19 protein-coding genes and 4 pseudogenes are annotated in these 20951 nt (G+C 54.6%); 12 read left to right on the top strand and 11 right to left on the bottom strand.

Annotated features, from left to right (window positions below):
• Positions 1 to 190: 190 nt before the first annotated feature.
• The gene (locus tag GOW60_RS18880; protein ID WP_171230492.1) at positions 191 to 1882 is read left to right on the top strand and encodes a hypothetical protein; all 1692 of its coding nucleotides are present in this window, start codon (positions 191 to 193) and stop codon (positions 1880 to 1882) included.
• A gap of 814 nt (positions 1883 to 2696) precedes the next feature.
• Here GOW60_RS18880 and GOW60_RS18875 read toward each other — a convergent pair.
• The 4 genes and pseudogenes from GOW60_RS18875 to GOW60_RS18865 all read right to left on the bottom strand — a co-directional run.
• Positions 2697 to 2829: pseudogene (locus GOW60_RS18875) on the bottom strand (IS5/IS1182 family transposase); the annotation flags it as partial.
• A 492-nt stretch (positions 2830 to 3321) separates the two neighbouring features.
• Positions 3322 to 3423 (bottom strand): annotated as a pseudogene (locus GOW60_RS21245) (IS5/IS1182 family transposase); the annotation flags it as partial.
• Between the two features lie 27 nt (positions 3424 to 3450).
• Positions 3451 to 3642, bottom strand: a pseudogene (locus tag GOW60_RS21485) (GtrA family protein); the annotation flags it as partial.
• Positions 3639 to 4628, bottom strand: a complete 990-nt coding sequence (locus GOW60_RS18865; protein ID WP_254444032.1) for a glycosyltransferase family 2 protein — start codon at positions 4626 to 4628, stop codon at positions 3639 to 3641. The gene GOW60_RS18865 and the pseudogene GOW60_RS21485, both read right to left, overlap by 4 nt.
• Before the next feature lie 235 nt (positions 4629 to 4863).
• On the opposite strand from GOW60_RS18865, the gene GOW60_RS18860 reads away from it, so the two are divergent.
• The 5 genes from GOW60_RS18860 to GOW60_RS18840 all read left to right on the top strand — a co-directional run bounded on the left by GOW60_RS18860 (position 4864) and on the right by GOW60_RS18840 (position 8001).
• Positions 4864 to 6750: a hypothetical protein gene (locus GOW60_RS18860; protein WP_171230490.1), complete on the top strand. Its 1887-nt coding sequence runs from the start codon at positions 4864 to 4866 to the stop codon at positions 6748 to 6750.
• An 89-nt stretch (positions 6751 to 6839) separates the two neighbouring features.
• Positions 6840 to 7337, top strand: coding sequence for a hypothetical protein (locus GOW60_RS18855; protein WP_171230489.1), 498 nt, complete (start codon positions 6840 to 6842; stop codon positions 7335 to 7337).
• Positions 7338 to 7373: 36 nt separating this feature from the next.
• A complete protein-coding gene (locus GOW60_RS18850; protein WP_171230455.1) occupies positions 7374 to 7634 on the top strand; it encodes a hypothetical protein in 261 nt (86 codons plus the stop codon).
• Between the two features lie 13 nt (positions 7635 to 7647).
• Positions 7648 to 7794, top strand: coding sequence for a hypothetical protein (locus GOW60_RS18845; protein ID WP_171230488.1), 147 nt, complete (start codon positions 7648 to 7650; stop codon positions 7792 to 7794).
• Between the two features lie 57 nt (positions 7795 to 7851).
• The gene (locus GOW60_RS18840; RefSeq protein WP_171230487.1) at positions 7852 to 8001 is read left to right on the top strand and encodes a hypothetical protein; all 150 of its coding nucleotides are present in this window, start codon (positions 7852 to 7854) and stop codon (positions 7999 to 8001) included.
• Here the strand turns inward: GOW60_RS18840 and GOW60_RS18835 are convergent.
• The 3 genes from GOW60_RS18835 to GOW60_RS21025 form a co-directional block, all read right to left on the bottom strand.
• Positions 7968 to 8222, bottom strand: coding sequence for a hypothetical protein (locus tag GOW60_RS18835; protein WP_171230486.1), 255 nt, complete (start codon positions 8220 to 8222; stop codon positions 7968 to 7970). The genes GOW60_RS18840 and GOW60_RS18835 overlap by 34 nt on opposite strands.
• A gap of 33 nt (positions 8223 to 8255) precedes the next feature.
• Positions 8256 to 8657 (bottom strand): sulfotransferase, encoded by a 402-nt coding sequence (locus GOW60_RS18830; protein WP_256369194.1) that lies wholly within the window; start codon positions 8655 to 8657, stop codon positions 8256 to 8258.
• Positions 8658 to 9018: 361 nt separating this feature from the next.
• Complete coding sequence (locus GOW60_RS21025; RefSeq protein WP_254444038.1) at positions 9019 to 9261, bottom strand: hypothetical protein; 243 nt, start codon at positions 9259 to 9261, stop codon at positions 9019 to 9021.
• Here GOW60_RS21025 and GOW60_RS21240 point away from each other — a divergent pair.
• Together GOW60_RS21240 and GOW60_RS18825 are read left to right on the top strand one after the other, a co-directional pair.
• Positions 9253 to 9580 (top strand): annotated as a pseudogene (locus tag GOW60_RS21240) (IS5/IS1182 family transposase); the annotation flags it as partial. The gene GOW60_RS21025 and the pseudogene GOW60_RS21240 overlap by 9 nt on opposite strands.
• Before the next feature lie 284 nt (positions 9581 to 9864).
• Positions 9865 to 10431 carry a VPLPA-CTERM sorting domain-containing protein gene (locus GOW60_RS18825; protein ID WP_171230484.1) on the top strand — a complete coding sequence of 189 codons (567 nt, stop codon included), beginning with the start codon at positions 9865 to 9867 and terminating at the stop codon, positions 10429 to 10431.
• Between the two features lie 59 nt (positions 10432 to 10490).
• On the opposite strand, the gene GOW60_RS18820 is transcribed toward GOW60_RS18825, so the two are convergent.
• From GOW60_RS18820 to GOW60_RS18805, 4 genes are read right to left on the bottom strand one after another with little or no spacing between them, the layout of a single operon-like run.
• Entirely contained in the window at positions 10491 to 11375 is an 885-nt protein-coding gene (locus GOW60_RS18820; RefSeq protein ID WP_171230483.1) for a glycosyltransferase family 2 protein, read from the bottom strand.
• Positions 11356 to 12183, bottom strand: coding sequence for a CpsD/CapB family tyrosine-protein kinase (locus GOW60_RS18815; RefSeq protein WP_171230482.1), 828 nt, complete (start codon positions 12181 to 12183; stop codon positions 11356 to 11358). Before GOW60_RS18815 ends, GOW60_RS18820 begins: the two co-directional genes overlap by 20 nt.
• Positions 12184 to 12214: 31 nt before the next feature.
• Positions 12215 to 13756 (bottom strand): lipopolysaccharide biosynthesis, encoded by a 1542-nt coding sequence (locus tag GOW60_RS18810; RefSeq protein WP_171230481.1) that lies wholly within the window; start codon positions 13754 to 13756, stop codon positions 12215 to 12217.
• 1 nt (position 13757) lies between these two features.
• The gene (locus tag GOW60_RS18805; RefSeq protein WP_171230480.1) at positions 13758 to 14615 is read right to left on the bottom strand and encodes an ExeA family protein; all 858 of its coding nucleotides are present in this window, start codon (positions 14613 to 14615) and stop codon (positions 13758 to 13760) included.
• A gap of 655 nt (positions 14616 to 15270) precedes the next feature.
• On the opposite strand from GOW60_RS18805, the gene GOW60_RS18800 reads away from it, so the two are divergent.
• The 4 genes from GOW60_RS18800 to GOW60_RS18785 all read left to right on the top strand — a co-directional run bounded on the left by GOW60_RS18800 (position 15271) and on the right by GOW60_RS18785 (position 20807).
• On the top strand, positions 15271 to 15960 hold the full coding sequence (locus tag GOW60_RS18800) for a sugar transferase (protein ID WP_371813391.1): 690 nt from the start codon (positions 15271 to 15273) through the stop codon (positions 15958 to 15960).
• 69 nt (positions 15961 to 16029) lie between these two features.
• The gene (locus GOW60_RS18795) at positions 16030 to 18483 is read left to right on the top strand and encodes a tetratricopeptide repeat protein (protein WP_171230479.1); all 2454 of its coding nucleotides are present in this window, start codon (positions 16030 to 16032) and stop codon (positions 18481 to 18483) included.
• A 122-nt stretch (positions 18484 to 18605) separates the two neighbouring features.
• Complete coding sequence (locus GOW60_RS18790) at positions 18606 to 19217, top strand: polysaccharide biosynthesis/export family protein (protein WP_170346999.1); 612 nt, start codon at positions 18606 to 18608, stop codon at positions 19215 to 19217.
• Positions 19218 to 19373: 156 nt separating this feature from the next.
• The gene (locus GOW60_RS18785) at positions 19374 to 20807 is read left to right on the top strand and encodes a hypothetical protein (protein WP_171230478.1); all 1434 of its coding nucleotides are present in this window, start codon (positions 19374 to 19376) and stop codon (positions 20805 to 20807) included.
• Positions 20808 to 20951 lie beyond the last annotated feature (144 nt).

The raw sequence follows: 20951 nt of genomic DNA, 5'->3' as shown, positions 1-20951 counted from the left end.
CGAAAACTATTCGACGAGTACAAACCTCAGATCACGCATGCTCGTCAACTAGCCCCCAGAGTTTGCGTCACATCCCTTAAACATGCTGCTACAGCGCGTTCTCTTCATCCAACCAAAACTTCGCAACAGAACCCTTGGAATCTAAGAGAAATTTAGGTTAAGTTCCAGTCTAGCAGGGAGAAACAAGTCAGTGCGTGGTAGCGTCTGGATCGTGTTAACCGTGCTGGCGACCTTGACTGTCAGCCTTTTGACCTTCGCGGTGATAGGTACACCGATGGGGCATTCCTACGGATTCAACATGAGCTGGGCAGTGGCCTTTGCGGACGCGCTGAATGCGGGCGCGATTTATCCCCGATTTCTGCCTGCCCTTTGGGATGGGGTCGGGGGGCTCGATTTTTTCTTTTATGCGCCGCTTCCGTTTTATGTAGCGGCTGGTCCGGCACAGTGGGTTTGTCCGGATTGCAGCCCGCAGGTGCTTTTGGGGTTGTCCGGCGGTTTCCTCTGCTGGTTGTCAGGTGTGACGTTCTGGATCTTTGGGCGGCAGTTTCTGCCTCCAAAGCCTGCACTAGTGGCTGCCTTCGTGTGGGCGCTGGCCCCTTACCATGTGGGCATCGACTGGATGGTCCGTCAGGCCGCGGGTGAGTTTGCGGCTTATGTTTTCGTGCCTCTTGCCGCGCATGGGGTGCTTGTGGCCCTGCGTGACCGCTGCCCGGTCTGGTCTTTGCCGGTTGGGCTTGCAGGGCTTGGCCTCAGCCATCTGCCGACCCTGCTTCTGGTCGTGCACGTGATGGCCGTTATCGTTGTCGCGTGGATTTTGATCCATCGCACCTGCTTTGCGCGCTCGCTTGTCCTGCTGGCCGGGCTGGGAATTGTGGGGGTCGCCCTGTCTGCATTTTATTGGCTACCAGCCATTATGTTGCTTGGGGATGTGTCGCCCGAAGGCCTTTATACAAAGGAACTCATTCCAGAAAGCTGGTACCTGATCGGGGCGGATGTCCTGCCCGACAGCATGTACAAACTTGCTCTTCTGATATGCCAGTTGACCGCCGCCGCCGTGGCCGGGCTGGCTGTACTGATGACGCAGAGTGGAACCAGAAGAAACCTCATCATCTGGGCGTTAGGACCCGCAATCCTTGTTATCGTGCTCAACAGCTCGTTCTCACGGGTTCTATGGGAGAACTGGATCATCGCGAAGGTTCAGTTTCCCTACCGGCTGACTGTAGTTTCCGATCTGGCGCTTGCGCTTTCTGTAGGAACGTTGAGCACTGCCTTCGCCTCGGACTGGCGTTCGCGCCGGATTGCCTGGATCGGGTTTGGGGGGCTGTTGATCTCTTTCTTTGCCGTAGGAATGCTGGTGCCAGACCGAGTTGCAAAAGGTATTGCCGCGCGCAGACAACCGGTCGCGATGATTGGCGCGCCGGAATACCTGCCACCAGCAGTGTTCGACCCGCTTGCTGAAGAAGTCAAAGCTGAGAGTCAACCGATCTGGAGATTGACGCAACACATGCTGGAACTTACGGCTGAAATCGAAGCTGCGGGGTCCGGTTTCAGCCTGCCTGTTCAAGAGGCGCCGCGTCAGTGGATCGTTCGCGTTGAAGCCTCTGGGCAACCGGAAAAGCCACTGCGCGTTGCGCTGATGTATTGGTCGCATATGAAGGCCGAAACCACAGACGGCACACCGCTGGCACTCTCTTGGGATCCAGAAACCGGCTTTGTCACATTCGCCCGAGTAGAGGCAGATGTCAGGATCATCCTCCCGCGACACTGGAGCGAATGGATCGGTGTGCTTTTGACTGGGTTTGGCCTGATTGCAGCGGTCTTTATTCTATTTGGCGCGCGCGGGGCAGAACGGGACCTAACCGGCTCTGCTGCAAAGATTTGAGCCGGGGTTTTGTCACGTTAACTTCCAGACCACGAAAAAATCCTGATGCTTGGGTGTCAAGCTGCTCGGGTGGCTGCATTCTAAGCGTCAAATGCTTCGAGGCGGTGATATTGGATTGTTAAGGCTGAGCAACGGCGTACAGGAACACAAGGTTCTGTTGCGAAGTTTTGGTTGGATGAAGAGAACGCGCTGTAGCAGCAGGTTTAAGAGGCAAGTTTCGCAAATTGCCGAAACGGACAGAGTCCGGGCGCGATTTGACCTTTGCGTTCTTGAGCGTCAATGGCAAAAAAGTTTGCAACAGATCCCTCAGACCCCATTGTTTCCCGCTTCAAGGCCAGCTCAGAGGCTGCAAAGAAAACAGGAAAGGAGACCAAAACATTGACCGCGTCATAGACCACGGCGCATAACTGAGGGTGGGTCAAATCTCGGTGAAAATACCGGGTCAGTTCTCAGTGACAATCAACATGCCTGTCAGAAAATCGCTTCGTTTCGAATGTTCAAGGGTGCCGGAAATGTCCACAAAGTATTTTGGGCGCTGGACATTGACCACTTGGCTGTGGTGGGACGAAAGATGTTCCATGCAGCGGCTTCCATAACTTAAAAAACAAGATCGCTTCTACTCATTTGTGCCGGGGTTTGCCAGATGCGTTGAAGGAGGTTGTGTTGCAAACTTTTGACCATTGACGCTCGCGCCGCCAGCGGGTGACTGATCTTCTGTTTTTTCAAGTCGAAAGCCAGTTCATGACCTCATTCAAAGGTGCACAATATCCGAGCGGCGTGATCCTGTTCGCAGTCGTCTTCTATGTCCGGTACCAAGCAAGGCACGCACACCGACATAATCACTGACCTGTCCGGCGGTGATGATGTGGGTTCAGCGGACGCCCTTGGCTGTTGCAGATGGCGTGCAGTTTCGTGTTCATGCCACCCTTGGTGCGGCCTATCAGGCGCGCCATCTGCTCGTTGTGCAGCCAGACATGTTCACCGCTTGTTTTGGACGTGATGAATCATAGACAGCGGCTGAAATCAATGGATCCTGACCCTAGAGCAAAACTGTTCCGAGGACAATTTTAGAAAATACGGATTTCTAAAATCATCCCCGGCGTCCTATTGGAGAGTATGACAGGATAAGGTGGTTGTGTTACAAATTCGATCTACCCGTGGGATGTTATAAATCCGTCAATGAGCCGCACCGTCGAAACACCACTTTTTCCTTTCGCTCGCAAGTAGATGCGTTGGTGCATCTGGAGGTTGCTGCGACTCTGTTCGAGGCCTGTCGATGTTGCCGCGGATGATGCGAAGGCATTGACACCCAGCATCTGCGCAAGGAACTTCGTAACGGCAGGCTTGTTGCGGCACGCTCATAGCCGGCAGGTCCTGCGAGCGAAATGCCAAAGGGCCTGTGTGATAGCGTCAGAGTTTGCATTTAGTCTTTTAGACCATGCTGACAAGTGACGGGACCACATTCGGATCGAGGTGATATCGGTGAAACCCAGGAAGCTTTCCGCTGTTTTATCGTAGCGGGTTGCAACACGTCGCGCGCTCATGGAATTCCTGACGCTGTCAGCCTCGGATTGAAAGCTGAATCGGTGATGACCGAAATAGGATACTATGAACCCTGCTCCAAAGCCAAATGCGTTGGCTGAGAATGGATGCAGGCTGCAGATTTCAATCAATGCAATCGCAACAAGAGCGTGAGTGACTGTAGCGAGGATACCAACAACCCCGAAGGACAGGATACTTCTTAGATCAAAGGGTTTCACGAGTGCTCGTCCGGACCTGAAACGACGCGCTCCACCACAAAGTGGGGGCGTCGTTTGCTTTGCAGATAGAGCCTGCCAATATATTCCCCAAGAATACCAATTGTCAGAAGCTGAACCGAGCTCACCAATAGTACCACCACCATCACCGAGGACCAGCCCGAGACGACATCCCCGGTAAACCATTGGAATAAGACCCATACGATCAAAGTCAGCCCTAGTACGGTGGTCAAAAGTGCCAGCCATGTTGCCAGCCGTAGCGGAACAATGGAAAATCCGGTGATAGCATCGACGGCCAGGCGCAGCATTTTTTTGAACGGGTACTTGGTTTCCCCGGCAAAGCGTTCTGCACGGTCATACGGCAATGGTATTTGCCGAAACCCTAGCCAGCTGACCATGCCGCGAATAAAACGGTCTTCTTCCGGCATAGTATTCAGGTAGTCGACTACAGTGCGGGACATCAGGCGGAAATCTCCGGTATCGAGCGGAATGTCGACATCGGTCAGTTGATCCAGCAGGCGATAAAACGCGGCTGCAGTTGTCCGCTTGGCTACCGTTTCACCCGCCCGCTGCCGACGTTGCCCATAAACGACATCAGCTCCGTCCTGCATCAGCTCCAGCATATCGGGTAGGAGCTCGGGCGGGTCTTGCAGATCCGCATCCAGCACCAGAATATTTGTCCCGCGCACATACGTCAGCCCGGCTGAAAGTGCCTTCTGGTGGCCGTGGTTTCGAGACAGGATAATTGCACGGATATTGAGCTTGGTTTCCGCAAGCTCCGTAATCATGTCTCGTGTGCGATCAGTGGATCCGTCATCAACCAGAATGAGCTCCCAGGATGATCCAACGCATGTTTCGGCCACGGCGCTGACCCGGCGAATGAGTTCCGGCAAAACCGCTTCTTCGTTGAAGCAGGGCACTACGATTGACAAGCTGACGGTGACCTGCTCCATCCGTTTTTTCGCGTCCGTTTTTTGTACTTTGATCATCGTTACAACAACTCTTTCTGGTTCACGCACCGATTAAGGTTTTTGATCTCAAATATTAGGTAAAATAACAATGCCCCGGCGATCGTATGCTTTTGGAAACGCTGCTTTCCCATATCGCTCGTCTCCAGGGCGTCGGGTGACAAAAGGCAAGAAATTCATTAATAATGAAGCGGGAATTCAAAGAAAGGTGCTATAGGGTGACATTGGTTTGTGTGGTTCCTAATTGGACTTTGCTATGACCAATGTCAGGATACCGGCACGGTTTTTGTTTTTATCAGCGATCATTGCAGCCCTTTTTTTTCTGCCCACTACCGGAATAGGAATTGCGCGATCTGGCTTCAATCCGGATGAATGGCGATTTGAAGCTGGTCTAGAGCGTGTATTTGCGGAAGTTCATGGTCGCTGGGCGACACATTGGACCCACGAAGTTCTTTTTGAGCAGGGCGCACCAATTGCCACCCTGATCTTCATCGTTTTTGCGGCTTTGTTCGGAGTTTCCGTTCTTATTGTCCGTGGGGCTATTGCTTTGACGGGGTCGGTCTTGATCTTAGCTGCCATCCTGGTGGTTTTTCTGACCGGGTCTTCGCATGTCTATCTGACCGAGCTTTTACACTATCAGACGCTGGCTCCGTGGTTTTGCCTTGGTCTTCTTGCATCTGTTGGGGCCATGGTACTGATTGAGCCCTCGGGTGCGCGGTCGCGTTCCGGACTGATTCTGCGAATGGCTGTAGCCGCTGAACTGCTGGCCATATCCATTGGCTTTTATCAAAGCTATGTTTTGTTGGGGTTTCTTATTCCGGCTCTGGTTCTGATCCGGGTTGATCGGTTTGATCACCGGCAATGCCTGTTTTGTCTGTTGAGGGTCCTGATCATCTCAAGTGCAGCTCTGATCCTGTATCAGCTGCAACGTGATGCTACGATTTACGCTCTGGATCTCAAGGCAAATTTCCGTTTCTCGGGTGGTGTGGATATTGCTGTACTTGCCGATAAGCTGTCTGCGCTCTACTGGATCGAGAGGTTGATACATAGCGGTGGGCTTCTGGGGATGCCGTCTTTTTATCGACGCCTGTTTTTGCTGAGTGTAGCCGCAGCCTGCATCTTGGTTTTGGCCGCGGCGGCAATAGCCGTCTTTGCCAACAGTAGGCTTGCTGCAGGTGGTTGGGCGGGAGGACTGCGCGTGTTAGTCGGAGGACTAGGTGCGCTTTTCATCTTACCGGTTCTGATCTGGTTTCTTTATCCGGAACCCTATTTGATAGGGCGTAGCATCGGGTTTGTCGGATTTATCTTTGCGGGCATTGTTTTGGCTTCGGCCACAGTTATCGCGCAGGCGATGGAAGGGATGCCTGTATCACGTCTGGTGCTGGCTGGGGGGATGAGTTTGTGCTTGGTTTTTGGCGTAAGTCAGGCAGTTGCCTCATCACATATCTGGCTCTTGTTTAACCAAACGGCGGAGCGGGACATTGAATTGGCGGATGCGATTGTCGAGCGAGCCCGGTTGCTCGATGGGTTCGACGTTATGACCACGCCGATCCGTTCAGTCGGTGAGCCTTTTTTCCCGCCTCTAAAGTTTGGCAGTTTTCAAACACCGAGTGTGTTTCACCGCGGGGTGGATATGAACTCTATTTTTCAGGTTCGTAATGGTGCGAACGACTATGCCGGCTCGGTTTTGACGCCACCGCAGGCGTGTATGGGGTTCCCCGCAGAAGGGGCTGTTTTTATGGCTGAGGGTACACTCTTTGTCTGTTTTGAAGATTTGACGCCCTTGCCAGCGCAATCTACCTGTTTCCCATTAGGCGGTGAGGTGACTGGCGCACTTTGTTATTCTGGCAAGATGGCCGTTCTGATCGGCCAGACCTGCGCTGATATCAACCTTGGCACTGGTCAGATTGTTGCAACTCAACTGGATGAAGCAGGGCGCAGTGTCAGATCCAATCAGTTCGCCTGGCAAGCCAAAGCTACCGAGATGAACGGCCTTTGCCATCGATTTGTCGAGACGGCAGACCTGCCGTTCTCGGCCTTGCGGATCGAACACAAGTTATCAGCGTTAGAAACTGCGTGGATGATCGAATATGACGTGAAGGATGCACGCCCTTTGAAGGAAATATTCTATAAAGTTAATTAGCCGGAGTACCTTGTGGTAATGAGTAGGAATGTATTGAGGCTTGTCCTTTTTCTGGCAAGTGGTGCGATACTCGTTTTTCTTGCGGGCGTTTGGGCGCGGTTCTGAACCTGCCATCGACGGCTTTGATCCGCGAGGCCAAGGATACGGCATTGGAACTGATCCGCGGCCTGCGGTATCGCGACACCGGGTGGATGCCGCGCTGGTATGAAGGCGTTGGTTTGGTAAAGTATGACCCTGAACGCAGTTGGGCCGGGCTTACGGTTATTCAGGGCATGTTCGACGAAGGCATGCAGGCACAGGTCTACGATGCAGATTGTACGCTTCTGCGTGAGTGGCCGCTGGATTTTCACGCCTTCTGGCCTGAGCCGACCCATATCGTGCCTGCCAGCGCAATCTCCCAAGGATCAGGGGGATATCACGCGCAAGGAATTGATCTGCAGGAAGACGGGTCTGTCCTCATCAATTTCGCAGAACGCGGCCCGATACGTCTTGGCCCTTGTGGTGATGTTGTCTGGGCCGTTGATCAGATGACCCATCACTCGATCACGGTGAACTTGCCCCCATTTCGACCGGACACCTTGGTTTGACCAAGGAGGCTTAAGGATAGCCTTAAGCACATGCTTATGTCTGAGATAGAAATCATCACCGATGGCGGCCGCCGTCGGCGCTGGCCCGCGGCTGAGAAACTGCGGATTGATCCAAAGGGGCGCGTTGTCGAAGATATCCCGATCCTTGAGCCGACAATCGACTGGCTGGCTGTGAAACAGGAGTTTGACATCATCTACGGGCTCAATCAGGAAGATCTAGGTTCCGTACATCTCAATGATATCAAAGTTGTCACTCCTGTATTTCGTGCGCGCATTCCTGGTTCGGAATGCTGGTGACTTACTGCTGTCCATGCGTAATTTCAACGCGCTGGCTGTGCTTAACAAAGCCAGTGGCAAGATCGTCTGGATGCAGCACGGTCCATGGGGACAGCGGCATGATCCGGACATCGCGCCGGACGGGACAGTCACGGTTTTTGACTATGGCGCCCGGGCGTGATTTCGCCAGCGCGCGCGCCAGACTTTGCCCAATGGGAACATCCTATTGACCGAAAGCATGTCTGGTCATGTTTTAGAAATCACCCCAGACGGAGAGCTTATCTGGTCTATGGTGTTTGTGGCCGGAACCTACCTGGCTGCGCTTGTAGAAGAGGCCCGGCGCTATCCGTTGGATTATGCCGACCGGTCCGTCTGGGTCTGTTCCTGATCACCACGCGCCTGCGGGTAGCCGGAGCGCGTGGCAAGCGAGGCATAGATCGCCTCGGCCTTCGCGACCAGTGCCGGTGAAAACTGTTCAGGATCGGTTTTAAGTGTCAGTGGGCGGATCAGATCGGTCGCTCCGAATAATCCATCCGGATCCAGATCCAGCGCTAGGCACAGTTGTTGCAGGACCGGTTGGGGATCGGAACAAAGCGCTTCATAGGGCAATATCTGAACGTGTTCGTACCGTTCTTCGACATGTCAGAACACGGCGACCCAATAGGTCAGCCAATAATCATACGTGTCAGGTGTTGCGTCGTCTGGCAGTCCGAAAAATCCGAACGGGCGATGCAGTTCTCCAAACTCGAAATGGCCGACATCTACCATATACCGTGTGACAAACGAATTCGCGGACTGTTGTATGGCAAAATTTCCATACTGACGCAAAAGCGAGGCCGCGTGTTCTAGTGGATGACGCAAGACAACCAGAATATGAGCATCGGGCAACATCTCTGGCAAAAGGTCCACACGTTCGATGTTGGCGTTATTCTTTGAGACATAGCGCACCACGGGGCTGTTCTCGGACCGCCTGAGGGGCACAATCTTTTGCATGCGTTTGCGAAAAATGCTGTCGCCTCTGTATCGTGATGACGCGGTTTCCAAAGCGGAATCTGCTGTGCATGCCGATAATGATCGGGCCAATGCGCTTTCCAAAATACCTCTTCAAAGCTTTCGGGGCTGTCGAACCCAATTTGTACCCCATCGCCATGAGCGCGTTCGCGGGTTTTGCCCTCCCGACGGAAGCGCCCAAAGAACCGGTCCCAGAAAATCGGCGCCAGAACAAATGGCATGTCGAGATAGGTATGAGAGGTCAGATCCGGATACTGGGATAGAAGCTCCAGTACTGATGGTTCCAGGGTCGTTGCGACGTTTTCCGCTATCTCAGTTTCATCATCTCTTCCCTGAAGCCCTCGATCGGGGTGCGCTATCTAAGGCACTTTCTGGGCGTGCGGTTCAGGCGCCCTCAAATCGCCTTCGAAGTGCGATTTGAGAGCGCTGCGAGTTGGGTGTCTCGCGGGAGATTTCTGCGCGCTCGCTTGTTCAGGTTCTCGATCGATCCTTTCTGCCAGAGTGTTTGCGGATCGCAGAACCAGCTTTCTGTGCCGATGCCGGCCTTCAGCTTGCGCCCAGCACGGAACTCGAAGCCCCGATCAAAGGTGATCGAGCGACGGGCTGGCTGGGGCAGAGGTTCCATGACGCCCATCATCAGGCAGCGTGTGCCAAAGGGGGACTTGCGGTAAGGTTTTGGCCGTTCGAGAGGTGATCCACTTCCTCGTCAATGCCCATGGCCTGTCCATGAGAGTAGAGATCACGCTAGGGCTGACTTCAGACTATCTAGGGTTCAATCATGGCCGAACCTGCCGTAACCGAGAATGTAGCTGGCGGATCGTGGTTACAATGCTGAAAGCGTCAGGAATTCCATGAACGCGCGACGTGTTGCAACCTGCTACGATAAAACAGCGGAAAGCTTCCGAGGTTTCACCGATATCACCTCAATCCGAATGTGGTTCGGCCATTTGTCAACATGGCCTAAGTGGGGCTATCAGAACATCTTGGACTCCTTGAATATCCACGCTGTCTTCAAGACGCAGATTCGCCTTATTCGGGTGATTCTGGTTCACGATGGGGAAACAAACTGTAACTTGGGCATCCATTGTGCCGAGCAATGGGCCTTCGCGCCAAAAAAAAGCCACAATTCCGAGAAAAATCCTTCGCAATCAAATAGAAATGAATTATCAATAATTGCAGTAGGTGCCCTGCCGAGATTTCGAGCGGGTTGTGTGTATAAAAATCAAAGGTGGGACTTTGTATGTTTAGAACTTTTAAGATGATGGCGGCGGGGCTTGCTACTGCTGTGATGATGGCTGGATCGGCCAGCGCTCTGACCTCGGTGTCAGCGGGTGGTGGTCCTCTGCCGGGGGGTGGATATGACATCACCTCCGACACGCTCTTCTCAGGTACGGTTTCCACGATGGGTGGGCCCGGGGTTTACATGATCAACTTCCAGTCACCCATTGATCCTCTTTTTGGTGTTGCGAACGCTTCGATCACCATCAATCTGCTGAGCACGTTCACAGGTCTGACGGTGAGCTGGGTCGACGCCTTGAATCCGGCCAACGTGCTGGCATCGACGTCGGTTCTGGGTGGTGTTCAGACGACACTCAGCACGCTGTTCAGCAGCGTCAGCCCGAACACCTTGAGCCAGAATTTGGTGTTTAGCTGGGCCAACTCTCAAGGGGCGACCGATGCCAATGGCAATCCGGTGCCGGTTACGTTTGATTTCGACGTCGCACCAGTTCCGCTGCCCGCCGGTGGTCTGCTGCTTCTGACAGCGCTTGGTGGTTTGGCTCTGACGCGTCGCCGCAAGGCCGCCTGAGCGACACACAAACCTGAAGAACAGGACAAGGGGCCGTTTCGCGGTCCCTTTTCTTTTGATCAGATGTTGCCACCTGCTGCCTGGCGCAACATCCAGATCATCCGCTGACATCTGAGCCGGAACAGCGTGATGACCGCCCGGCTGGTTTCGCCCGCCGAGGACAGCTTGTTGCTGCTGAGGATTTTCGGGGTGTGCACAATTGCACTGGCCGGCATGGCCAATCCACGGATCGCCCACCGCATGCGCGCGGCGGCATTGGTGCCATGCAGCAGATATGCCTCTTGGGTCGTGCGCCGCCACTTGGCCTTGAGCGCGGGCCAATTCTGCCGGGATGGATGACTGACACGAAAGTCGTCCCGGTAGATCAGGCTATACCCGTGCGCGACCGCGCGCATGGTCCATTCCCGATCCTCCGAGACACCGTTGATGAACCCGCCGATCGCATCGAACACATCGCGTCGGGTCAGCAGGTTGCCGGCACCGGAAAACCCCTGAACCTCGATATACCTGCGGAAGTTGAATGCAAAAACAGCCTCGAACGCTTCTGCGCCGCTGCGCGGGGGCGGGGTTTCGTCAAAGACATCGACCCGGCCACCAATCAGATCGGCCTGATCCGCGACCTGACGCCCGACGCTCAGCCAGTCCGGCGCGGGTACGCAATCGGCATCGATGAAAAACAGCCGGGGCGCCCTGGTTTCTGCAACGCCGCGATTGCGGGCATGGGCCGCGCCCTTTTGGGTTTCCACCACAAAACGCACCTCGGGAAAGGTCTGGCGCATCGTGTCCAGCGACACCGGAGAGTTGTTGTCAACGACAACGATTTCCGTCGCCGTCAGATCATTTTCTCTGAGGGCAAGAAGACACCGTTCCAGCCGGGGCAAATCGTTGTAATGGGGAATGATCACCGCATCGGCCGGGGCCGTGTCAGTAGGATCCGTACTCATTGCCAAACGTTCCGCTGATGTATCGGCATTTGTTCAACACGATCCCCATGACGCTGGTCAGTTCCGCCAGTTGCTGTTCGGAAACGTCGATATGGTCGATGCTGGTCTCTTCGGCGGCCGCCAGAAGCAGGGCACAATCGACATTCCTGAGAAAGCCGTGGCTGTCATCGCTCATCATCAGGGGGGGCGTGTCGAACAGAATGATGTCGGGTTTGTAATCCGCCTCGAGCTGTTCGAGAAATTCGATCGCCCGTCGGCTTTGCAAGATCTCCGCCGGGTTGCGCGTGGGCGTGTAATTCAGCCCGAAGATCACGTTCTTGCCATACCGCAGTGCATGTTCGTGAAACGGCACCGACCCCTGAATGACGTCGGCCATACTGTGGTTGCCGGTTTGCTTCAGAATCTCGGCCAGCCCCCTGCGCCGCATGTCGAAATCGATCACGATCGTCCGCAGATCTTCCTGCCGCCCCAGGCTGAACGCCAGGTTGGCCGTCGTCGTGCTTTTGCCGCACCCGCTGTACGGGGAGGTCAATGCCACCCTGCGCCATTTGTTGGACAAGATCTGCTGCAGCATCTTGGTCCGCAACATGTCGTAGGGGGTGGCGTCTCCGCCGCCAGCCAGAGATGCAAGCCGGTTGCGCACTGCGAGCTTTGGGTCGATCTGTATCTCGGGCACGCTTTGCCACCGGGCGTCACGAGTGTCTTCTGACGGGGCGTGACGGGGCGGTTGTTCCATGACCGGCGGCGGGCTTTCGCGGCTCTGCCGTTCCTCGCGCGCCTTTTGAATCGCTTTCTGAAGACGGTCCATCACACATTCACCAAATCAATCGAAACAATACTCACCAGTATGTCTCCAGTTTATCCATCACTCTCTCGGTAATAAGATCGAGGGGCAGGTAATAGGTATGCACCGCCCAGACCCCGGCTGGCACTCCGATTAGAATAGCCAGTATGATCCCACCCCATACCGCGCGCTGCATCAACACTTCACCGCGTGATGGAGCATAGGGAATAGTGGCGATCGGCCAGACCTCAAGCTTGTTGATCAGGTCTTCGGGTCGACGCACGGACCGGTTCAGGACCTCCAGCAAAACCACCAGCCCCAGCCCTAGCAGGATACCAAAGGCCGATCCCCCTCCGGCAATCATCAGGCGGTTGGGTTTCGAAGGCTCGCTTGGCGTAGAGGGATGCTCAATGACGGAAATACGTTGCCCTTGGGACGTGACCTCAATCCGTTCCCCGGTCGAGGCTGCGGCCAGACGGCTGACTGCGGCATTGTACTGGGTTTGGATGTTGTCATGTTCGCGCTGCAGTTCAGATAGTGTGATGGCATTGGCCGGCGTCTGATCGATGGTCAACGTCAGAGCGTTAAGACGGTCTTCCATAATCCGCTTCTGATCCTCCAACGCCGAAATCTGCGAGTCGACCTGGGCCAGTTGCAGATCAAGGGCCGAATTGCCTGTTTGCACATCAACCGGGGCTGGGTTTGTCGCCTGTTCGGCGGCAACCACTTCCTCAAGCTTTTCGATCCGGGCTTGCAACAACTTAATCTGAGGGTTGTTTTCGGAATAAATCACACGCTGATTATCCAGTTGATTGCGCAACTGGTTCAGTTGTTGTTGCGCAGGGGACAGGTTCTGCTGGGAGACCCCGACAACCTGACCGGTTGAACTGAAGATATTGACCAACTTTTCGCGCTGCGCTTTGAGCGAAAAGATCTGCTGATCCGTCTGTTCAAGATTCGTCTGCAATGCCCCCTGCTGTGCCAGCCGAAATTGCAGGCTGTCGGGCAGAGCGCCGGAGTTTTCATTCTTGAATTCGAGAATGCGGGCGCTGCGCCGGCTCAACTCGTCGCTCAGCCGTTCTACTTCGAGCTCGAAGAACGCCAGGGTATCTGTGGCCCGTTCCTTGCGATAGGCGACATCCAGCTTCTGGATTTCCGTCAGGTATTTGTTCAACACACCTGCCGCAATCTGGCCACTGCGCGCTTCGAAGGTGATCGTCATCAGATTGGCTTGATTGAGGCCGCCAGAAGTCCAGATCGAGGTGTTCTTGCGCATGGCTTTGACGATCTGGTCAGGGCTTGCCTCATCCTGATCGGGCAGCACCTGAAACTCACGTGCGATCTCCAGAAGGACCGGACGGGTCAGCAGGCGCTGTTCGATGATCTGAAGCTGTTCCGCCGCAGGTGTGGTGACAGTACTGGCCGCCAGACTGCCCGGAATCTGAGGTGATTCAACAATCAGGCGCATGGTCGAGACATATGTGGCAGGCAACGTTCTGGCGACAATGAATGACGCTACAGACACGATCAGGGCGACGATCAGGAAATACGGAAACCGTCTCAGGAAAATGGAAAAGTAATAGCGAACCGGGCCCATATCAGACTGTCAGCTCCTTCTCGAGTGAGTTTCCGCCAAAGAACACGCCATCTCTGACAACTTGCTCCACAACCTCTTCATCCACCTTCTCGGCCTCATTCGTCCAGGCATAAAGCAGGGCAAAGTCGCAGAACTGATTCACAAGTCGCGGAACACCGCGCGTTTGTTTGAAAATCTGCTTGCAGGCTTCTTCGGTGAATTCATCGCCTGAACCGCCAGCCGTTTTCATCCTATGCCTGATATAGGCTTCGACCGAAGACTCATCCATCCGTTCAAGATGAAAACTTGCGGCCACGCGCTGTGTCAGCTGGCGCATCTTGGGATCAAGAACCATGTCGCGCAATTCAGGCTGACCAACCAGAACAAGCTGGATCAGCTCATCCGTGTTCGAGTTGATATTGGTCAGCATCCGGATTTCTTCCAACCCTTCGACGGTCAGGTTCTGCGCTTCGTCAAAGATCAGAACCACACGCCGCCCTTCTGCATATTCCGCGACCAGGAAATCCTGCAGCGCCCGGAATATCTGTACATAGCTTGCATCCGCCTCGATCGGCAGACCCAGCGCGTGCAGGACCCATTGCAGCAGCTCTCCGCGACCGCCCTGCGCATTCGAAATTAGCCCAACCGTGATCGACTGCTCCATCTCGCTGAGGAGATGCTGTATCAGGGTGGTTTTCCCGGCCCCGATTTCCCCGGTCAGCACGGTGATGGGCGCACAGCTCATGATGCCGAATTGCAGGACCGAGTAACCGCGCTTGTGCAGCGGCGACCAGTACATGAATCCGGGATCCGGAAGCAGCGTGAAGGGCCGTCGGTCAAGCCCGAAATAATCTAGATAAAACCCGTCGCTGGACGCCATTGCACCTCGGTTGCCTTCTGCCTTGTCAAACCTCGTACTGGCCCCCCGGAGATTATCCAAACTCATACTCTGAACCACCAGAAATCCCTTACACAACGAACACATCACATAAACAAAAAGTACTTGGATACTAGTTTGTCACAAAATCAAGATAGCAGGCACCACTAAACTGCACACGCGGTGAATTGACCTTCTCGCTTTCTCAATCTGAAGTGATCGGTGCGATTGTTTCCGTTGCGTCCTTATTAGGTTGACCAAAAAAGAGGCGACCAGAACCTGATGTGATCACACATTAAAAAAGATTCTAAGGGCGGAAATCAAACCTAAAGGGTGAAATTTTCGCTCATTGTGTCCTGCGGGGAAACGAAAGTTCATGAATTTGCGGCCAATCAGCTGATCGCATCTTCACGATACTGTAAAAAAGCACCTGTATTCAGCGACCAGAGAACACGTTCGCCAGCATTAATGTTTTGCAAGGCAGGTGGAATTTGTTAACAGTTGGATACGGGAAAGCGGCCTCGCAAGTGAGTAAGTGCAGGGTCGAAGTGGTATAAAAATATAAGATTTTAAATATATGTGGTTGAGGTCGAGCGTGTTCGGTTCGTAAGTTTGGTGAGTGGTTCGTGAGTAATTGTGTGTGTTGGGGGTTTAAATAGTGACAAGTCATTCGAAAGAAGTGGCCAACGCTGGCGCGGGCTACTCCGGTATTTCTGTTGTACCCACTCCGTTGCCGTGTCGAGGGGTGTACAGAAGTGTGGGCAAGCGTCTTTTTGACATTACGTTCGCTTTGCTCGCAGCACCTTTCGTTGTGCCTTTTGTTCTTATGCTGGCCGCATTTTTGGCATTCCAGGGCGTGACTCCGTTTTATCGGCAGGAACGGCTGGGCAAGAACGGCAAGGCGTTCAAGATGATCAAGCTACGCACAATGGTGCATGACGCCGAAAATGTGCTGCAAGAACATCTGAAAGAAAACCCTGAAGCCCGTGAGGAATGGAATCGCGACCAGAAACTGCGGAATGATCCGCGCATCATCAAGTTCGGGACATTCCTGCGCAAATCCTCGATGGATGAGTTGCCGCAATTCTGGAATGTTTTCGTTGGCGAAATGTCCGTGGTTGGCCCCCGCCCCATGATGGTTTGCCAGAAAGAGCTTTATCCAAACAACATGTACTACAGAATGCGCCCTGGGATTACCGGCTCATGGCAGGTCTCCAACCGGAATAACTCGACATTCGCCGAGCGCGCGCAGCATGATGTGGAATACTGGAAGGATATGTCGCTCAAGACGGACATGCATATCCTGTTTCGGACAATTTTTGCGGTTCTGCGCGGGACCGGTTGCTGAAACGGTCATTTTGTAGCCTTTTGGGATGACTGTATCCTTGTTGCGCCCAGATCGTGTGGAAACCTACCCATGAACCAGTCCGTCTTTTCCCATCTCCCACGTCTTGCATCGCTTCTGTGTGTTGCGTTCCTGTTCCTGAGTGCCTGTGACACCGCTGAAGAGCGGGCCGAGAAACATTATCAGGCCGGGCTGGCCTTGCTGGAAGAGGGCGACGTCGAGCGCGCTCTGGTCGAATTCCGCAACGTCTTCAAACTGAACGGCCAGCACAAAGAGGCGCGCCTGACCTATGCCCGGCTTGAGCGTGATCGAGAGAACATCCCAGTCGCATTCGGCCAGTACCTGTTGTTGGTCGAACAATACCCGGACAATTTCGAAAGCCACTTCGCACTGGCCGAGATGGCGTTTGACTTGGGCAACTGGGACGCTGTCAGACGCCATGGTGCGATAGCCGCCGAACTGGAACCCGACAATATAGAGGTCGAGTCCATCAATAACAGCCTGGCCTATACCGACTCGATCCGTAACGGGGATGTGGCCAGAACGGATTCCATCATTCGGACCGCACGCGAAATGATCGACGAAAAACCCGATCTGATGAGCGCGCGGAAAATCGTGATCGACTGGCTTGTCCGCAACGAGCTCTGGGATGATGCGGTCAACGAGATTGATGCCGCACTGGCCGTAGTGCCGAAGCAGGACAATCTGTACGCGATCCGACTGCGTGCCCTACAGGCTCAGAACAAACACGAAGAGATAGCCTTGCAGCTCAAAGGCATGCTTCAGCTTTACCCCGAGGATGAGGGCGTCGAGGCGATGCTGGTTCAGCATTACATCGACTGGAACGAGCTGGATGCGGCCGAGGAAATTCTGCGCGGGAAGATCGACCCCCAGGCCGAAGATCATATGCCAATTCAACGGCTTATTGCATTCCTGAACGACCATCGCGGCCCCCAGGCCGCCATCAACGAAATTGATGCAATCATCGCGCAGGACAGCACGAACGCCGTAAAGCTCCGCGCATGGCGGGCCACTTTGAAATTTCACAGCGGGGACACGCAAACCGCACTTTCTGAAATGCGCAATCTTCTGGCAGATGCAGAGCGAACCGCGCAAACCCGGGAAAACGAAGTAGAATTCGCCCGGATGCTGTTCAGCGAGGGAAAATCTGAAGAAGCTCGTGCTTTGGTCGAAAAGATACTTGAAGAAGATCCGAAACAGGTGGGGGCGCTCAAGTTCAAGGCTGCCTGGCTGATTGAGGACAATCAGACCGGTGATGCGATTATCCTGCTGCGCGAAGCCCTGAGCCAGACCCCCCGCGATCCGCAATTGATGACCCTTATGGCCAATGCTCACGAGCGCAACGGCGATCGCGAACTGATGGGTGAAATGCTTGCTCTGGCTGCGGAGATGTCCCAAAACGCAGGAACCGAGGCTGCGCGCTATGGTCAATATCTGCTGTCAAAAAATGACTTGGAAATCGCCCAGAGCGTGTTGCTGGATGCCTTGCGCAAAAGCCCGCAAAATCCGGACCTGCTGTCTCTGCTTGCCCAAACCTATATGCGTCAGCAGGACTGGGACCGCCTGGAAACTGTTCTGAAGTCGCTCGAAGCGCTGACAGACCCCGACGGGCAACGCCTTTCGAACGAGCTCAGGGCATACATGCTGGCCTCCCAGAACCGCTCTGACGACCTGATGGAATTTCTCAACGAATTGGCCGCAGATCCCCAATTCGGCTTGCCCGCTGATATCGCGGTTATCCGACTGATGCTGGCTCAGGACAAACACGAAGAAGCCTTTGCCCGGATCGATCAGAAACTTACGGAAACCCCGGATTCCCTGCCATTGCGCTTTGTAAAGGCGCATGCGCTGGCGGAAGAAGGGAAACTTGACAAGGCCGAACAGATTTATCGCGCGATCATCGATGAGCGCCCCGACATAACACGGGCATGGGTCGCGCTTCACATGCTGGAAGCCGAGCGTGGCAATATCGAAAAAGCCCAGGATGTCCTGGCCGAGGCACTGATTGCCCTGCCCGAAAATCCCGATCTGCTATTTGTGCAGGCAGCGTTTCACGAACAGGCCGGCGATATGGAGCAGGCCATTGCCGTTTACGAAAAGCTCTACCCCCTCAGTGGCCAGTCGATTTTGGTTGCCAACAACCTTGCCAGCCTGCTGACAACCCAGCGCAGCGATGCCGAAAGCCTGCAACGAGCGCATGTTCTGGCGCAGCGCCTGCGGGGCACGCAAGAACCCGCCTTTCAAGATACCTATGGCTGGGTGGCGTATCAGGTCGGCAACTATGAAGAGGCCGTCCAGTACCTGGAATCTGCGGCACAGGTTTTCTCTGGGCATCCTCTGGTCTTGTACCACCTGGGCAAAACATACGCCGCTCTGGACCGGCACGAAGAAGCTTTGCGCAGTTTTCGTGCAGCTGAAGCGACCGGGGCAGCCTCGGCTGAGATTGCCTCATCCATAGAGGCCGAGATCGAACGGCTGGTCACGATGAGCAACGCAGGTCAGTAAGCGCACAGAGTGCACGCGCGCCGCCGCTGCATTTCTGCCGCATCTTGTATGTATCAGACTCCCTGCTGATTGTTTTGCAGCTTGTGGGAAGGCATAAGTAGGAAAAAGTGAGAGATTTGAATATGCGTACAGTCATCGGGTCCTTGACCGCACTTGTCATTACCATGATCGTGGCCACCGCATCATGGGCGCAATCCTATCAAATCCAACCGGGTGATGCGCTGCAGGTTGAAGTTCTCGAAGACCCCACCCTGAATCGGACCATTCTGGTTCTGCCGGACGGGTCCATCAACTTTCCGCTTGCCGGCTCGATCCGTGCGGCCGGTCAGTCGACCAGCGGATTGAGCGCGTCGCTCTCATCGGCGTTGGCCTCGAATTTCAATACACCGCCGACAGTCTTTATTTCAGTGGCGTCGCTGGCTCCGCCGCCGCTTCTGGGCGGACAGGCCGCATCCGGACCAACCATCGATGTTTTCATCATGGGTGAGGTCAATGTGCCCGGCAAGCATCTGGCAACCGAAGGCACAACAATTCTCCAGGTTTTGGCTCAGGCCGGTGGCCTGACCAATTTCGCGGCTCGCAAGCGCATCGAATTGCGCCGGGCTGACAGTAAAACAGGCGTGATGAGAAAATACACCTATAACTACAAAGGCTCGGGCGGTGGCATCCAAGGCAATACAGTGCTTAGACCCGGAGACGTTGTTGTCGTACCAGCACGCCGCTTGTTCGAATAGGGGCTGATACAGGTGGGGAAATCCAGGAGCAGGCTGTCCACCATTCTGGGGGGCGGGATCGCTGTCATAAGTTCGTTTACACCAGCTGTCGGGCAGCAGGCCTCGACACAGCAAACGACTGCGCAGCAAACACAAACCTCGACACAGCAAACATCCGTGCAGCAGACAACCGTCGCACCGACGGTTGTGCAGCAGACACCCAGCCAGCAACTGATCGCACAACGGGCACAGCGAAACCCGGCCCGAAGGGTCGGTCTGCCAACCGGTCAGCAGATTGGGACCGGGACCGGCCTGAGTGTGACCCTGGATTATCTCTCGTCGCTCAGACATGACAGCAATCTTCGCCTGACCGATCCTTCGCTTGGGTCCACGACCTGGTGGGAGAATACGCTGGCATTGGGTATTCTGAAGCAGACCTCGGATTCGAGATTGGCTCTTGACCTTTCCGGGCTGTACCGGATCGCCAACGAGCCGATTATCGGGACGGATTCCAGTTTTTCAGACCCGTCTGCCCGCCTGTCGTATCAGCGGTCGCGCCTGAACAGCCAGCTTGACCTGCTATTGGATTACCGCGAACAGGATCTGGCTTTTAATCGTTCACTGACCGACACCAATCTGGATGGCAGAATTGATGCCGCCGATGTGACCGGAACCATCGGGGATCAGGTCAACTCCTTGGGCAACCTGAATTGGCAAACCGGCCTGAATGATCCAATCGGGTTCCAATTCATCTACAGCTATAGCGAACGCACTTATACAAACACGATCGATCCGAACCTGTTCGACAACAAGTCAAGCGATTACACGGCGATCACGACATTGCGGGTGTCACCGGTTTTTCAGGCCAACTTGCGTCTCGGCTACACTGATTTCTCGGCAGAGGACAACGTGCGAACCGATGAGCAAACAACGGTTGTGACAGTTGGCGGAACCTATGACATATCCCCTGTCACCACCGTCAGTGCGAATATCGGTTACAGTCAGGTGGATGACACGCAGCGCACAACCAATACCAACACCGTAACCGAGGATTTCGTCTGGGATTTCGCATGGAGCAAAACCCTGCCAGACGGCTCGGCGGATTTTCAGATTGACCAGACATTCGGGGTCAATGGGTCGCGGATAAACGCAACGGCCGGCCGCAGTTTTCAGCGCGCCAACGGAGTATTCAGCTTCAACGTGGGCCTGACCAGAGGACCATTCGACGAAGTCACGCCGATCGGGCAGCTCGACTACAGCTATCAGCTGGCCAGTTCCCGGATCGGGGCAACAGTGCAACGCCGGGTCGGCACCAGTACGCAGAGCATAGAAACACGTGAAACACTGGTGTTTCTGACATATGACTATTTCATCAACCCGGTATCGGGGCTGTCTTTCAGCGTCGATTACATCGATCAGGAAGACGAGGGAACCGGTCAACCCAACCCGCGCCAGCGCGGTACGTTCAGTGCGTCCTATACACGGGCGGTTACGAAAGACTGGGCTGTAAACGTGGGGTACCAGTATGAAATGGACGATCAGAACGGCTTTAAGGCAACTTCAAACTCGGTCTTTCTGACTTTGGGCCGGCGCTTTTCTCTCAAACCCTAACGTTCATTCACGCGGTTCATGATATCGACAATCAGGGCATCCCGCGGTCAATGTCCCGAAAACGGATCAAAATAGCGGGAACTTGAGCCGTCATAATTTCAGGCCACACCTTATTGTGCATGATGGACCGTGATGCATCACTTC

This window comes from Ruegeria sp. HKCCA4008, from assembly GCF_013033125.1.
GTDB lineage: Bacteria > Pseudomonadota > Alphaproteobacteria > Rhodobacterales > Rhodobacteraceae > Ruegeria.
This window is presented reverse-complemented; position numbering and strand designations above follow the sequence as displayed.

Coding starts and splice junctions, on each gene's coding strand:
- GOW60_RS18865 (WP_254444032.1), bottom strand. CDS start 4,628: ATGATCAAAGTACAAAAAACGGACGCGAAAAAACGGATGGAGCAGGTC.
- GOW60_RS18860 (WP_171230490.1), top strand. CDS start 4,864: ATGACCAATGTCAGGATACCGGCACGGTTTTTGTTTTTATCAGCGATC.
- GOW60_RS18850 (WP_171230455.1), top strand. CDS start 7,374: ATGTCTGAGATAGAAATCATCACCGATGGCGGCCGCCGTCGGCGCTGG.
- GOW60_RS18845 (WP_171230488.1), top strand. CDS start 7,648: ATGCGTAATTTCAACGCGCTGGCTGTGCTTAACAAAGCCAGTGGCAAG.
- GOW60_RS18840 (WP_171230487.1), top strand. CDS start 7,852: ATGTCTGGTCATGTTTTAGAAATCACCCCAGACGGAGAGCTTATCTGG.
- GOW60_RS21025 (WP_254444038.1), bottom strand. CDS start 9,261: ATGATGGGCGTCATGGAACCTCTGCCCCAGCCAGCCCGTCGCTCGATC.
- GOW60_RS18825 (WP_171230484.1), top strand. CDS start 9,865: ATGTTTAGAACTTTTAAGATGATGGCGGCGGGGCTTGCTACTGCTGTG.
- GOW60_RS18820 (WP_171230483.1), bottom strand. CDS start 11,375: ATGAGTACGGATCCTACTGACACGGCCCCGGCCGATGCGGTGATCATT.
- GOW60_RS18815 (WP_171230482.1), bottom strand. CDS start 12,183: ATGGACCGTCTTCAGAAAGCGATTCAAAAGGCGCGCGAGGAACGGCAG.
- GOW60_RS18810 (WP_171230481.1), bottom strand. CDS start 13,756: ATGGGCCCGGTTCGCTATTACTTTTCCATTTTCCTGAGACGGTTTCCG.
- GOW60_RS18805 (WP_171230480.1), bottom strand. CDS start 14,615: ATGGCGTCCAGCGACGGGTTTTATCTAGATTATTTCGGGCTTGACCGA.
- GOW60_RS18795 (WP_171230479.1), top strand. CDS start 16,030: ATGAACCAGTCCGTCTTTTCCCATCTCCCACGTCTTGCATCGCTTCTG.
- GOW60_RS18790 (WP_170346999.1), top strand. CDS start 18,606: ATGCGTACAGTCATCGGGTCCTTGACCGCACTTGTCATTACCATGATC.